The sequence below is a fragment of the Streptomyces sp. YIM S03343 genome (assembly GCF_054729195.1).
Genome location: NZ_JBPUKX010000001.1, coordinates 3,219,263 through 3,231,410, shown reverse-complemented (window position 1 = coordinate 3,231,410; position 12,148 = coordinate 3,219,263). Strand labels below are relative to the sequence as shown.

The 12,148-nt window shown below is 71.9% G+C and carries 12 protein-coding genes; 8 read left to right on the top strand and 4 right to left on the bottom strand.

Translation table 11 applies throughout. The annotated features are described in order from the left end of the window. Positions 1-144: 144 nt before the first annotated feature. On the top strand, positions 145-513 hold the full coding sequence (locus ACSYGN_RS13650; RefSeq protein WP_460395301.1) for a WhiB family transcriptional regulator: 369 nt from the start codon (positions 145-147) through the stop codon (positions 511-513). Continuing rightward, complete coding sequence (locus tag ACSYGN_RS13645; RefSeq protein ID WP_460395299.1) at positions 510-830, top strand: hypothetical protein; 321 nt, start codon at positions 510-512, stop codon at positions 828-830. The genes ACSYGN_RS13650 and ACSYGN_RS13645 overlap by 4 nt, the downstream gene beginning before the upstream one ends. A 454-nt stretch (positions 831-1,284) precedes the next feature. Here ACSYGN_RS13645 and ACSYGN_RS13640 read toward each other — a convergent pair whose 3' ends face one another. Both ACSYGN_RS13640 and ACSYGN_RS13635 read right to left on the bottom strand, forming a co-directional pair. Beyond that, on the bottom strand, positions 1,285-2,664 hold the full coding sequence (locus ACSYGN_RS13640) for an ABC1 kinase family protein (RefSeq protein ID WP_460395297.1): 1,380 nt from the start codon (positions 2,662-2,664) through the stop codon (positions 1,285-1,287). After that, positions 2,657-3,883 carry a TOMM precursor leader peptide-binding protein gene (locus tag ACSYGN_RS13635; protein ID WP_460395295.1) on the bottom strand — a complete coding sequence of 409 codons (1,227 nt, stop codon included), beginning with the start codon at positions 3,881-3,883 and terminating at the stop codon, positions 2,657-2,659. Before ACSYGN_RS13635 ends, ACSYGN_RS13640 begins: the two co-directional genes overlap by 8 nt. 294 nt (positions 3,884-4,177) lie before the next feature. On the opposite strand from ACSYGN_RS13635, the gene ACSYGN_RS13630 reads away from it, so the two are divergent. The 4 genes from ACSYGN_RS13630 to ACSYGN_RS13615 all read left to right on the top strand — a co-directional run bounded on the left by ACSYGN_RS13630 (position 4,178) and on the right by ACSYGN_RS13615 (position 8,064). Next, positions 4,178-4,774, top strand: coding sequence for a M48 metallopeptidase family protein (locus ACSYGN_RS13630; protein WP_460395293.1), 597 nt, complete (start codon positions 4,178-4,180; stop codon positions 4,772-4,774). Positions 4,775-4,909: 135 nt separating this feature from the next. Continuing rightward, entirely contained in the window at positions 4,910-6,598 is a 1,689-nt protein-coding gene (locus ACSYGN_RS13625) for a TerD family protein (protein WP_460395291.1), read from the top strand. Between the two features lie 11 nt (positions 6,599-6,609). Continuing rightward, complete coding sequence (locus ACSYGN_RS13620; RefSeq protein WP_460395289.1) at positions 6,610-7,290, top strand: AIM24 family protein; 681 nt, start codon at positions 6,610-6,612, stop codon at positions 7,288-7,290. 18 nt (positions 7,291-7,308) lie between these two features. Then, complete coding sequence (locus ACSYGN_RS13615; protein WP_460395287.1) at positions 7,309-8,064, top strand: AIM24 family protein; 756 nt, start codon at positions 7,309-7,311, stop codon at positions 8,062-8,064. A 98-nt stretch (positions 8,065-8,162) separates the two neighbouring features. Here ACSYGN_RS13615 and ACSYGN_RS13610 read toward each other — a convergent pair whose 3' ends face one another. Both ACSYGN_RS13610 and ACSYGN_RS13605 read right to left on the bottom strand, forming a co-directional pair. Then, positions 8,163-8,684, bottom strand: a complete 522-nt coding sequence (locus ACSYGN_RS13610; RefSeq protein ID WP_460395285.1) for an NUDIX hydrolase — start codon at positions 8,682-8,684, stop codon at positions 8,163-8,165. Continuing rightward, on the bottom strand, positions 8,681-10,201 hold the full coding sequence (locus ACSYGN_RS13605; protein WP_460395283.1) for a zinc-dependent metalloprotease: 1,521 nt from the start codon (positions 10,199-10,201) through the stop codon (positions 8,681-8,683). Before ACSYGN_RS13605 ends, ACSYGN_RS13610 begins: the two co-directional genes overlap by 4 nt. Positions 10,202-10,395: 194 nt before the next feature. Here ACSYGN_RS13605 and ACSYGN_RS13600 point away from each other — a divergent pair, with 194 nt between their 5' ends. Together ACSYGN_RS13600 and ACSYGN_RS13595 are read left to right on the top strand one after the other, a co-directional pair. Continuing rightward, positions 10,396-11,508 carry an SDR family oxidoreductase gene (locus ACSYGN_RS13600; RefSeq protein WP_460395281.1) on the top strand — a complete coding sequence of 371 codons (1,113 nt, stop codon included), beginning with the start codon at positions 10,396-10,398 and terminating at the stop codon, positions 11,506-11,508. Between the two features lie 143 nt (positions 11,509-11,651). Next, the gene (locus tag ACSYGN_RS13595) at positions 11,652-12,113 is read left to right on the top strand and encodes a molybdenum cofactor biosynthesis protein MoaE (protein ID WP_460395279.1); all 462 of its coding nucleotides are present in this window, start codon (positions 11,652-11,654) and stop codon (positions 12,111-12,113) included. Positions 12,114-12,148: the final 35 nt, after the last annotated feature.

Here is a 12,148-nt window from a genome sequence, read left to right as displayed (position 1 = left end):
GGAACCCCAACAGGGATCCGCGGCCCTTCTGTTTTCCCCGAACGGGGGAGACGGAGCGAAGGGGCCTCGGGACGAGCAACACCACCGGTACCAGACGCAACCCGGTCCAACCCGACCGGAACGACCAGACGAGGAAGACGAACCGTGCAACTCGAAGCGCACGCCCCGTCCGTACCGCCTTCCGAAACGATCCCCCCGCCCGGCCTCACGGAGGACTCCACCTTGATCCCGCTCACCGCGCTGACCGCGCTCGACGACGCCATCGAGAGCCTCGGCGTGCTCGTCCCCTGCCGCTCCAACGACCCGGAGGTCTTCTTCGCCGAGTTGCCGGCGGACGTCGAGTACGCCAAGTCCCTCTGCCGCACCTGCCCGCTGATCGAGGCCTGCCTCGCCGGTGCGAAGGAGCGGCGTGAGCCTTGGGGCGTCTGGGGTGGCGAACTGTTCGTCCAGGGTGTCGTCGTCGCCCGGAAGCGGCCGCGTGGCCGCCCGCGCAAGAACCCGGTCACGGCATGAACATCCCGGGAACCATCGACCGCCCCCTCACGCACGATCCCAAGAAGCAGGCCCCGATGAAGCCGTCCATCAGCGAGCCCACCGGCTTTGCCACCCCAGACTCCACCACCGGCGCGCACGACTCGCGCCAGAACAGGACCCGAGAGATGCAACTCATCCCAGAAGCCATGGCTCGCGCGCACATGCGCGAGCGGATGCGGGAGGCGGAGAGTGAACGCCGGGCGGTGAGCCTGGTGGTCGCCCGCCGGATGCAGCGCCGGGCCGAGCGCGCGTCCCTGCGTGCCCGCCGCGCGCTCGCCATTGCGGTGATGCAGTAGTACCCGCCCCGCAGCCGCCGGGTGGGTGAACGACCGTAGGATGCGCCGGTCTCCGCGACCGGGGCCCGGCGCTTCCCGGTGGGGGCCGGTCCGTGTGAACGGCCCGGCCCCCACGGTGCGTTGTGCCCGGTGATCAGGCCGCCGCCGCTATCGTCGCCAAGGTGACGAGTCGTGCCCCAGGCAGTGACAACGGGGGCTCCGCCACGGAGCCCCAGCCCGTCGTGTGTGCCCGCTGCGGTACCCGAGCCGCAGGAGCGCAGCTCTTGACCTGGGCCTGCTCCGTGGAGGACGGGACCCGTCACCACTTCTGCGACCGGTGCGCCCGCGACAACCTCCGGGCCATCGAGGGACGACTGGATTCGTCCTGGTGGTGACGGGCCTGGAGACACGGGCAGGGAGACATGGGCCCGGTGACGTAGGCGTGTGACACGCCGCCCGGCTCACGCCGCCCGGCTCACGCCTCCACGGCGGCCGCCTCCTCCTCACCCTCGTCCGCCACGAAGCCCGGCAGCCACTCCTCCAGCTCCTCGCGCAGTCTCACCGTCGCGCCCAGCTGACACAGCACACCGATGGTGCTCAGTGTCACCCGGTGGATCAGCAGGTACGAGGGCGGCAGATTGAGCCGTTTGCCCAGCTGGTAGGCGGGGGAGCGGGGATCGGCGATCCGGGCCGCCTGGCCGCGCATCCAGCCCCTGGTGAAGGTGAACTCGTCCACCTGCGCCGGTTCGATGATCGGCAGCAGATAGTCCAGGACCGCGTCGGGGTCCAGTTCGATGGACTCCTTGACGAAGCCCTCCGCGCACAGCATCTCGTAGACCGGCTCGGCGTCGCCGTCCAAGGTCATGCGCAGCGCCTCGCCGATCGGCGTGGGCAGACCGCCGGGCAGCCGGTCGACCGTGCCGAAGTCCAGCACCCCGAGCTTCCAGTCGCCGTCGCCGTCGCCGTTGCCGTCCGGGCCGCCGGGAAGCAGCCGGAAGTTGCCCGGGTGCGGGTCGGCGTGCAGCAGACCGGTGCGGGCGGGGCCCGAGAAGAGGAAACGGGCGAGCAGTTGTCCGGCGCGATCGCGCTGCTCCTGGGTGCCGTCCGAGATGATCTCCGAGAGCGGGACGCCCTCCATCCACTCGGTGATCAGCACCTGGTCGCACTGGTGCACCACCGCCGGGACCGAGACGTCCGGGTCGCCCGCGAACTCCTCCGCGTGCACCTGCTGGGCCTGCGCCTCCAGGCCGTAGTCCAGCTCCTCGGAGACCCGGTCGCGCAGCTCGGCGATCAGCGGCTTGACATCCATCCCGGGGATGAGCGGCCCCAGCAGCCGGGCGAACCTGCTCAGTTGGGTCAGATCGGACAGCAGGGCCTCCCCGGCGCCCGGGTACTGCACCTTGACGGCCACCTCGCGCCCGTCGTGCCACACCCCCCGGTGCACCTGGCCGATCGACGCCGCCGCCGACGGCTTGTCCTCGAACTCCAGGAACAGCTCCTGCCAGTCCTCCCCGAGCCGCTCCGCCAGCGCCGCGTGCACGCTGCTCGTCGGCATCGGTGGCGCGGCCTCCTGGAGCTTGGTCAGGGCGGCCCGGTAGGGACCGGCGACCTCCTCGGGCAGCGCCGACTCGAAGACGGACAGGGCCTGCCCGAACTTCATCGCCCCACCCTTGAGCTCGCCGAGCACCTTGAACAGCTGCTCCGCGGTGCGCTGTTGCAGCTCACGGCCGACGATCTCCGCGGACTCGCCCACGATTCTCTTGCCGAGGCCCCAGGTCGCCCGTCCGGCGAAGCCGAGCGGGAGCGCGGCGAGCTTGGCGGTCCGGGTGACCGCCTTCCGGGGAAGATCAGACATGCGCCCTCCAGGTCCCAGTCTGCCGTGCCGCATCCGCCCTGTGTGCTGCCTTCGGCGACGGCTGCCGCGCCTCCATTGTCTCGTGCGGCACTTCGTCCTCCGCGGAGTGTTCCTCCTTACCCTTCCGCGCGCCGTTCCTCACGGCCCCGCACCGGCATCCCGGGTGCGGCCGCACCGGCCGGGCACGCCAGCGCAGGGCGGGGAGTGACACCTCCCAGCGTGCACCCGCGCTCGACGGAGTGTCCCCGGCGAGGAACGCCAGCGCGTGCGCGGCGGCCAGTCCGGCGACCGTCGTGGCGAGTGCCAGGTCGCAGGAGCGTACCGGGCGGGCTCTCCCGGCGCGCCACTGGGCCACCAGACGCGGCCAGACCGGGTCCCGGTCGGCGCGGCTCTGCTGAAGACAGCCCGCGCAGCCCGTTCCGCCGGGCAGGACGAGGGGGCCGACGATGCCCGTGGCCTCCACCACACCGGCGTAGAGATGGGGCGTTCCGGACTCGATCAGCGGGGCTGCGCGGGCCGGGTCGGGGGCGTGCACCGAGACATCGTCGCGCGGGGCGAGGATCACCAACGACAGCCCCGGCTCGCCGTCCCCCGGCGGCCACGGCCGGCGCCGGCGCGGCGGCGTGTCCGGTGCCGCCCGGCGCACGGCCCGCTGGGCCGCGTCGGTCCGCCGCTCGCCGACGGCCTCGGCGGGCATCCCGCCCGGTGTGACATCCCAGGGCTCCACACATCCGATGTCGCGCACGTCGATCTCGCCGACCCCGGCCGCCGCCAGCAGATTCGCCACCTGCGCTCCCACCCGGCCCGCGCCTCTCACCTGCACGCGCTGGGAGCGCCGGGCCGCCAGCCGGGCAATCGGCTCGCCGGGCCGGGAGGTGGTCAGCGACAGGGAGGCCAGGTCGGGAAGGAGCCGGTCGAGGGCGTCCTTGCGGGCGCGCAGCGCCTCGCCCGCACTCCCGCCGCCCCGGGCGTCGTCCAGGAGTCCCGCCCGTGCCAGCCGTTCGACCAGCTCGTCGACCTGAGGATCCGGCAGATCCATGCGGCGCCCCTCCTCACGCAGCAGATCGAGCCCGCGGGTGCCGTTGAGCAGGTCGAGGAAACTTCCCGTGGCCGTGTCCACCGGACCCAGCGTCAGCGCGTGCGCCGGTGTCATCCCGAACTGCACGGTGTTGAGGTCGCGCCAGCCGCGCCGCAGCGCGGGTTTCACCAACGGATGCATCACAGGTCCCCGTAGCTCTGAGATCGTCGTGGACCGGGCAGGATCCGGGGATCCAGGGATCCGAAGGTCCGCAGATCCCGGGATCCGGACACGGTCCGGTGTGCGGGTGCGTCGGAGGAGCCCGGTCGGTGGTCCCCCCCACTGGTGCCAGCATGCCCGGACCGCCCGGGCGGTGCCGCGCGTTGTCCACAAGCGAGAGGTATTAGTCGTATGAATCAGACGCCTGGTGGGGGATCGGCACCGAACCGTTCCGGACCCGGGACTTCCGCCGTGTGCAACAGGTAACGTCGGGGCGTGTCCGCCGATCCACTCAACCGCGCCGGAGTGCCACAGCGCAGTACGACGAGCCTGCCACCGGGCGGCTCGGGGGCGAACGCCATCGAGGTGCGCCGCAGCAACCGCCGGCGCCGGACGGTCTCCGCGTACCGCGAGGGCGATCGCACCGTCGTGCTGATCCCCGCCCGGATGTCCGAGGCGGAGGAGCGACGCTGGGTGAGCGTCATGCTCGACAAACTGGCGGCCCAGGAGAGCAGACGGCTGCTCGGCGACAGTGAACTGGCCGAGCGGGCCGGGCGTCTGTCGGACCAGTACTTCGGCGGCCGCGCCTGCCCCGTCTCCGTGAGGTGGGTCACCAATCAGAACACCCGCTGGGGTTCGTGCACCCCGGCCGAAGGCAGCATCCGTCTCTCGCACCGCTTGCAGGGCATGCCCGAGTACGTCGTCGACTATGTGCTCTGCCACGAGCTCGCGCATCTGCTGGTGCCGGGTCACGGCCCGGATTTCTGGCGGCTGCTGGAGGCCTATCCGCGCACCGAGCGGGCGAAGGGCTTTCTCGAAGGAGTGGTCGCCGCCGCCCGGTTGCCGCATCCGCCGGGCGCCCGCGGCGAGTGACCTCGTACGACGCGGCGTCCGCCACAGCCGGGCGGGGATTATGTACCGGGTCTGTACCGGCTTCGTCCGGTGTCCGAGTTTGCGGTTAGCCTGACGCGACGCACTCGCATTCGGAATGGGGGACGGTCGTTACGCATGCCCAGGGAATTCCAACGCGGCCACAAGGCCAGGATCAGTGACCTCACCGCGGGCACGGATCTGTACGTAGGCGTGCAGATCTCCGCCCCCGGGCTGACCTTCGACATCAGCTGCTTCGGTCTGGACGCCGATGAACGGCTCTCCGACGACCGCTACTTCATCTTCTTCAACCAGCCCAAGTCCCCCGAAGAGGCGATGCAGCTGCTGGGCGCCCAGGCGGGTGACACGGAGTCCTTCCGGGTGACGCTGGACCGGATCCCGCCGCAGATCCAGAAGCTGTCGTTCACCGCGACGCTCGACGGTGCCGGACAGATGTCGCAGATCGCCCCCGGGTACATCCGGATCGTGGCGGGCGGCGAAGAGGTGGCCCGGTACTCCTTCGACGGCTCGGAGTTCACCACCGAACGCGCCGTCATGCTCGGTGACCTCTACCTCAAGGACGTCTGGCGCTTCGCAGCCGTCGGACAGGGCTTCGACGGCGGCCTGGATGCACTGCTGAAGAACTTCGGCGGCGAGGTCGCGGAGGAGGAGACGCCCGCCCCGCAGCCGCCGCAGAGCGGCGGCGCCCCGGGCTTCGCCCCGCCGCAGCAGTCCGCCGCGCCCCCGGCGTTCGGCGTGCCCGCGGCCCCGGCCCCCGCTCCGGCCCAGGCCCCCGCGCCGCAGCCCGCCGCTCAGGGCTTCGCGCTCCCGGCCGCGCCCGCACCGTCGCAGGTCCCCGCGCCCAGCCCCTCGGTGCACGCCGCGCCGACGATCATCGCGCCCATGACCCCGCCCGGCACCGGCACGGTTCCGCCGCCCGCCCCGGCCCCCGCGCCGCTCGGCCAGCCGCAGCCGCCGTACGGCCAGCCCGCCCCGGGCCAGACGCCGCCGATGCCGCCCGGCTACGGCCAGCCCCCGGCCCCGCAGGCGCCCCCCGGCTACGGCCAGCCCCCGGCGCCCCCGGGATACGGCCAGCAGCCGCCGCTGGGGCAGGTCCCCGGTCAGCCCGGCGGCTACGCGGTGCCGCAGGGCGCGCCCCAGGGCGGCGCAGGTGTGACCGCCGCGCTCCAGAAGTACAAGGAGACGCCCACCGGGCAGCGCTGGACCCTGCAGAACAGCAAGCTCGTCCGCGTCGACCTCGGTATGGGCGGCCAGCCCGTGCTGGCCAAGCAGGGCAGCATGGTGCTCTACCAGGGCAAGGTCGACTTCGGCTACAAGGGCGCGGGTTTCGCCGGCCGCATCGTCCAAGGTGCCACCGGCCAGGAGATGCAGCTGATGCGCTGCACCGGCCAGGGCCAGGTGTTCCTGGCCGAGAACTCCACCCATCTGCACGCGGTCGAGCTCCAGGGCGACGCGATCTGCGTCTCCGCCGAGAACGTCCTCGCCTTCGACGAGGCCCTCCAGTACGAGGTCCGCCGCATCGAGGGCCACGGCATCCCCGGCGGAGCCCTGTTCACCATGCAGTTCCAGGGGACCGGCACCATCGTCGTCAAGACGCACGGCACGCCCGTCGTCCTGCCGGTCACACCCACCACGTTCGCCGACTGCAACGCCGTCGTCGCCTGGTCGGCCGCCTCCCAGGTGATCGTCTCCAGCCAGGTCCGGATGCGGCGCAACGCTTACCCCGGCGACACCGGAGAGAGCGTCAACCTCCAGTTCCGGGGCGCGCCCGGCAATTTCATCGTCGTCCAGCCCTACGAGGTCTGAGGGAGCCCGTCATGAACCAGCCGCTCGCGGGCTACGCTCCCGCCCCCGTGACCGCCCGTATGGAGAACCACGGCAGCCACATGCTGAAGGTCGCCATGCAGACCGGGCACGACCTCCTCGCACGCACGGGCTCGATGATCGCCTACGAAGGCTTCATCCAGTACGAGCCCAACCCGCCGGCCGTGCGCCAGATCGCCCGCGACTGGCTCACCGGCGAGGGCGCGCCCCTGATGAAATGCTCCGGCGACGGACTGCTCTATCTCGCCGACTACGGCGCCAATGTCGTCGTGATCAACCTCAACGGCGACGGCATCTCCGTCAACGCCACCAATCTGCTCGCCTTCGACGCCCATCTCACCTGGGGCGTGGAGCGGGTCAAGGGCCTCGCCAAGTTCGCGGGGCAGGGCCTGTGGAACACCAAGATCTCCGGGCAGGGCTGGGTCGCGCTGACCTCCCGCGGCGAGCCCATCGTCGTCGACTGCGGCGGCGGTGAGGACGAGACGTACGTCGACCCGGACGCGCTGGTCGCCTGGTCCCCGAACCTCAAGGTGAAGGGCAAGCGCAGCTTCAAGGCGCAGTCACTGATCGGCCGGGGCAGCGGCGAGGCCTTCCAGATGGCCTTCTCCGGTCAGGGCATCGTCGTCGTCCAGCCCAGCGAGGACAGCACCGACCGCCTCCGGTTCCGGGGCTGAGGGGGAGCAAGGATCACGATGCAGAGCTCGCTTTTCGCCTTCAACGACGCCCAGACCCAGGACCGCTGGAGCCTCCAGAACAAGCAGATGCTGCGGGTCACCCTGGCCGGTCACGACGACATCCTCGCCCGCAAGGGCACCATGGTCGCCTACCAGGGACTCGTCGAGTTCGACGCCGAGTACCGCAGCAACGGTCAGGCACGCGCGCGTGCGTACACCGGCGAGGGACTCGACCTGATGCGCTGCCACGGGCAGGGCACCGTCTACCTCGCCAACCTCGCCCAGTACGTCCATGTGATGGACGTGGAGCGGGAGGGACTCACCGTCGACAGCAGCTATGTGCTGGCGATGGACTCCTCCCTGCACCACGAGGTGATCGCCGTCGACAGCCTCTACGGCATCTCCGGGTCCGGGAAGTATCAGCTCAACATCACCGGGCAGGGCAAGGTCGCCCTGATGACCTCCGGGGCGCCGCTGCTGATGCAGGTCACGCCCGACAAGTACGTCAACTGCGACGCCGACGCGATCGTCGCCTGGTCCACCGGGCTGCGGGTGCAGATGCAGGCCCAGACGCACTCCAGCGGGGTGTGGCGGCGCCGGGGCAACACCGGTGAGGGCTGGGAGCTGAGCTTCATGGGCAGCGGCTTCGCCCTCGTGCAGCCCAGCGAGCTGCTGCCGCCGCAGAACGCCGTGATCGGGCAGGGCGTCGCCGCCCAGTTCGGCATGGGACAGCAGGGCGCGCGCGGGGCCAACCAGGGCAACGTCTGGAGCTGAGCACGCGGACACAGGTAAGGGGCGCCGGCCTGTGCGGGCGCCCCTTACACGTCACTGCACAGCTACGTCACTGCCCAGCCGTGGGCGTCCGCGCCGGGTCACAGCCGTGCGAGCGTCGCCTCCAGCAGCCGTACGACGGACTCGTCGGCCACCGCCGCGACCTCGTCGTAGGGGAACCAGCGGACGTCCAGGGACTCCTCGCTGACGGTGTGCTCCGCGCCGGGCGGAGCCAGCGCCGCGTACTGCACGTCGTAGTGCCGGTGGCAGGGCGGCGGGATCGGATGCCGGTCCAGCCGCACCGGGCCGCCCGGCAGCAGCGCCAGGCCCGTGATCCCCGACTCCTCGGTGGCCTCACGCAGCGCGGCCGCCGCCAGCGTGGCGTCGCCGGGCTCGCAGTGACCGCCGAGCTGGAGCCACATCCGCAGCTTCCGGTGCAGCGTCAGCAGCACCCGCCCGGGCTCCGGGTCGATCACCAGGGCGCTGGCCGTGACATGCCCGGCGTGGCAGGACTTCCACACGCCGTCGGGGTGGGCCGCCAGATGGTCCAGGTAGTCCTGGCACAGCTCCGCCTGGTCCTCGTGGTTCTTCAGTACGAGGACCGCGTCGTCGAGCAGGCTCACTCGGCGCCGTCGCCCTTCGCGTCGCCCGTGTTGTCGTTGTTGCCTTCGTTGCCTTCGTTGCCTTCGTTGCCTTCGTTGCCTTCGTTGCCTTCGTTGCCTGCGTCGCCTTCGTCGCGCTCGCTCTTGCGCAGGTCGGGCTTGGGGCCGGACTCGCCCGCCGCCTCGCCGAGCAGCTGGTCGAGCTCGGAGAAGTCCAGCTGCTCGCGGTGCACGAAGCCGTCCGGGTCGTCCAGGTCGGAGGCCGTCGGCAGCATGTCCGGGTGCGCCCACAGGGCGTCCCTGCCGTCCACACCGCGCGCGTCCGTGAGCGAGGCCCACAGCCGGGAGGCGTCGCGCAGCCTGCGCGGGCGCAGCTCCAGGCCGATCAGCGTGGCGAACGTCTGCTCCGCGGGGCCGCCCGTCGCCCGGCGGCGGCGCAGCGTCTCACGAAGCGCGTCGGCGGACGACAGACGCGGCTTCGCGGCCGCGTGGACCACCGCGTCCACCCAGCCCTCCACAAGCGCCAGGGCCGTCTCCAGACGGGCCAGGGCCTGCTTCTGCTCCGGGGTGTCCTCCGGCTGGAACATGCCCTGCTGGAGCGCGTCCTGGAGCTGCTCCGGGTTCTGCGGGTCGAACTGGCCGACCACGTCCTCCAGCTTGGCCGTGTCGACCTTGATCCCGCGCGCGTACCCGTCGACCGCGCCGAACAGGTGCGAGCGCAGCCACGGCACATGCGCGAACAGCCGCTGGTGGGCCGCCTCGCGCAGCGCCAGATACAGCCGCACCTGGTCCTCCGGGATGCCCAGGTCCTGGCCGAACGACTCGATGTTGACCGGCAGCAGCGCGGCCCTGCCCGCCGGACCGAGCGGGAGCCCGATGTCGGTCGAGCCGACGACCTCGCCCGCGAGCACACCGACGGCCTGGCCGATCTGCGTGCCGAACATCGCGCCGCCCATCGAGCGCATCATGCCGATCAGCGGGCCCGCCATGGCCTGCATCTCCTCCGGCAGAACCTCGCCCATCGCGGTGCCGACCCGCTCGGCGACCGGGTCGACCAGCTCCTGCCAGGCGGGCAGGGTCGCCTCGACCCATTCCGCTCGGCTCCACGCCACCGCCGCGCCGGAACCGGACGGCAGCGATGTCACGTCGTCCAGCCAGTGGTCGGCGAGGCGGACGGCCTCCTGCACCGCGGACCGCTCGGCAGGGCCGATGCTCGCGTCCTTGACGCCGTCAGGGGTGCCCTGGGAGACCGTCTGCCGGGCGATCTGCTTGGCCATGTCCCAGTTCACCGGGCCGCCCTCGTAGGAGAGCATCTGGCCCAGCTGCTGGAACGCGGCGCCCAGATCGGTGGGGTTCAGTGAACCGAACATGGCCGCGAGCGGATTGTCGGCACCGGAGCCGCCGGCTCCGGGCACCCCGAAACCGAACGGGTTGGCCGGTCCCTGCCCACCACCGCTCTGCTGGTCCTTCTTCTTGCCCTCGTCGCCGTCGTCCGGCTCCTCCGGCGGAAGGCCGAATCCGAATGGGGTGTCACTCACGGGATTCCTCGGCTGGTAAGGCCACCGGTTCTCATTCCGGCGGCACGGCTGCCCTGCAACACCACCCAGCGTAGACACCCGGACCCGTTCGGGCCTCGATGCTTCGCCGACTCTCGGCCTGCGGCAGGATGGATGCCACCTGGTACGTACGCGTCACTCGCGCCCGTATTGACGACAACCGCTGGAGACGCCCGGTGAGTTCCCCAGATCCGCAGGTTCGCGCAGCGCGAAACCACTCAACCACGCCCGCCGGCCGAGGGCCCGTCGTCGCGGTCACCGGTGCGGCGAGCGGTGTCGGCGCGCTGCTCACCGAACGGCTCGCGGCATCCGGCGGGATCAAACGGGTCGTCGCCATCGACGAGCGGCGGGGCGAGTGCGCGGGGGCCCAGTGGCACATCCTGGACGTCCGGGATCCGGCCATCGCCGACAAGCTGCGCGGGGCGGACGTCGTGGTGCACCTCGCCCTGGACCTCGACCTGGAGACCGACGCGGCGGCGCGCACCGCCTACAACGTGCGCGGCACACAGACCGTCCTGACGGCCGCCGCCGCGGCCGGGGTGCACCGGGTGGTGCTGTGCACCTCGGCGATGGTCTACGGGGCGCTGCCGGACAACGAGCTGCCGCTCTCGGAGGATGCCGAGCTGCGGGCGACGGCTGAGGCCACCGGGGTCGGCGACCTCCTGGAGATCGAGCGGCTCGGCCGGCGCGCGCCGCGCGCGCATCCGGGCCTCAACGTCACCGTGGTGCGGCCCGCCGTCCTCGTCGGCGGCACCGACACCGCGCTGACCAGGTACTTCGAGTCGCCCCGGCTGCTGGTCGTCGCCGGCTCGCGGCCCGCGTGGCAGTTCTGCCATGTGGAGGACCTGTGCAGCGCGCTGGAGTACGCCGTCCTGGAGAAGGTCGACGGGGAGCTGGCCGTCGGCTGCGACGGCTGGCTGGAGCAGGAGGAGGTCGAGGAGCTCAGCGGGATCCGGCGCATGGAGCTGCCGTCGGCGGTCGCCCTGGGCGCCGCCGCCCGGCTGCACCGCATCGGGCTCACCCCCTCCCCGGCCGGTGACCTTGCCTACACGATGTACCCCTGGGTGATCAGCGGCAGCCGGCTGCACGACGCGGGATGGCGGCCCGGCTGGACCAACGAGGAGGTGCTCGCGCAACTGCTGGAGGAGGTCACCGGACGGCACACGCTCGCGGGCCGCCGCCTCGGCCGCAAGGACGCCACGGCGGCGGGCGCGGCGGGCGCCACGGTGGCCCTGCTGGGCGCGGCGGCCGTCGTACGGCGTGCGCGGAAGGCGCGGCGGCGGATCTGAGCGCGGGCGCACGCGTCCGCGGGCTGGCACGTCCGTGGGCGGGCACCTCCGCCGGCTGGGTACGGCGGACGGATCCCCTGTCGGCGCGTGCGCGCGCAGGCGGTGTGTTTCACGGGCTCGCGCGCGTGGGGCACGATGGACCCATGGCAACCACCAACGACCACCCGGGCGAGCAGGCCGCGCCGGACCCCATCAAGCTGATCGGCATCCGGGAGACCGCGCTCTCCGTGGACGAGGTCTTCCAGGCGGTCGGGGACTCGGCCGCCGGGGGGGTCGCCCTGTTCGTCGGTACCGTCCGCAACCACGACGGGGGCGCCGACGTCGACGAACTCGGCTACTCGAGCCATCCCGGTGCCGAGGCCGAGCTGCGGCGTGTCGCGGAAAAAGTCGTCGCCGAGTACCCGGTACGTGCGCTGGCCGCCGTCCACCGGGTGGGGGACCTGAAGGTCGGCGACCTGGCCGTCGTCGTCGGCGTGTCGTGCCCGCACCGGGCGGAGGCCTTCGAGGCCTGCCGGAAACTGATCGACGACCTCAAGCACGAGGTGCCGATCTGGAAGCACCAGAGGTTCTCCGACGGCACCGAGGAGTGGGTCGGCGCCTGCTGAGCGCCTGAGCGCCGTCGTGCCCTGCTCTGCGCTCC

Bases quoted from the DNA above. Each gene is read 5' to 3' on its own strand.
- ACSYGN_RS13645 (WP_460395299.1), top strand. From the start codon at position 510: ATGAACATCCCGGGAACCATCGACCGCCCCCTCACGCACGATCCCAAG.
- ACSYGN_RS13640 (WP_460395297.1), bottom strand. From the start codon at position 2,664: ATGTCTGATCTTCCCCGGAAGGCGGTCACCCGGACCGCCAAGCTCGCC.
- ACSYGN_RS13635 (WP_460395295.1), bottom strand. From the start codon at position 3,883: ATGCATCCGTTGGTGAAACCCGCGCTGCGGCGCGGCTGGCGCGACCTC.
- ACSYGN_RS13625 (WP_460395291.1), top strand. From the start codon at position 4,910: ATGCCCAGGGAATTCCAACGCGGCCACAAGGCCAGGATCAGTGACCTC.
- ACSYGN_RS13620 (WP_460395289.1), top strand. From the start codon at position 6,610: ATGAACCAGCCGCTCGCGGGCTACGCTCCCGCCCCCGTGACCGCCCGT.
- ACSYGN_RS13615 (WP_460395287.1), top strand. From the start codon at position 7,309: ATGCAGAGCTCGCTTTTCGCCTTCAACGACGCCCAGACCCAGGACCGC.
- ACSYGN_RS13595 (WP_460395279.1), top strand. From the start codon at position 11,652: ATGGCAACCACCAACGACCACCCGGGCGAGCAGGCCGCGCCGGACCCC.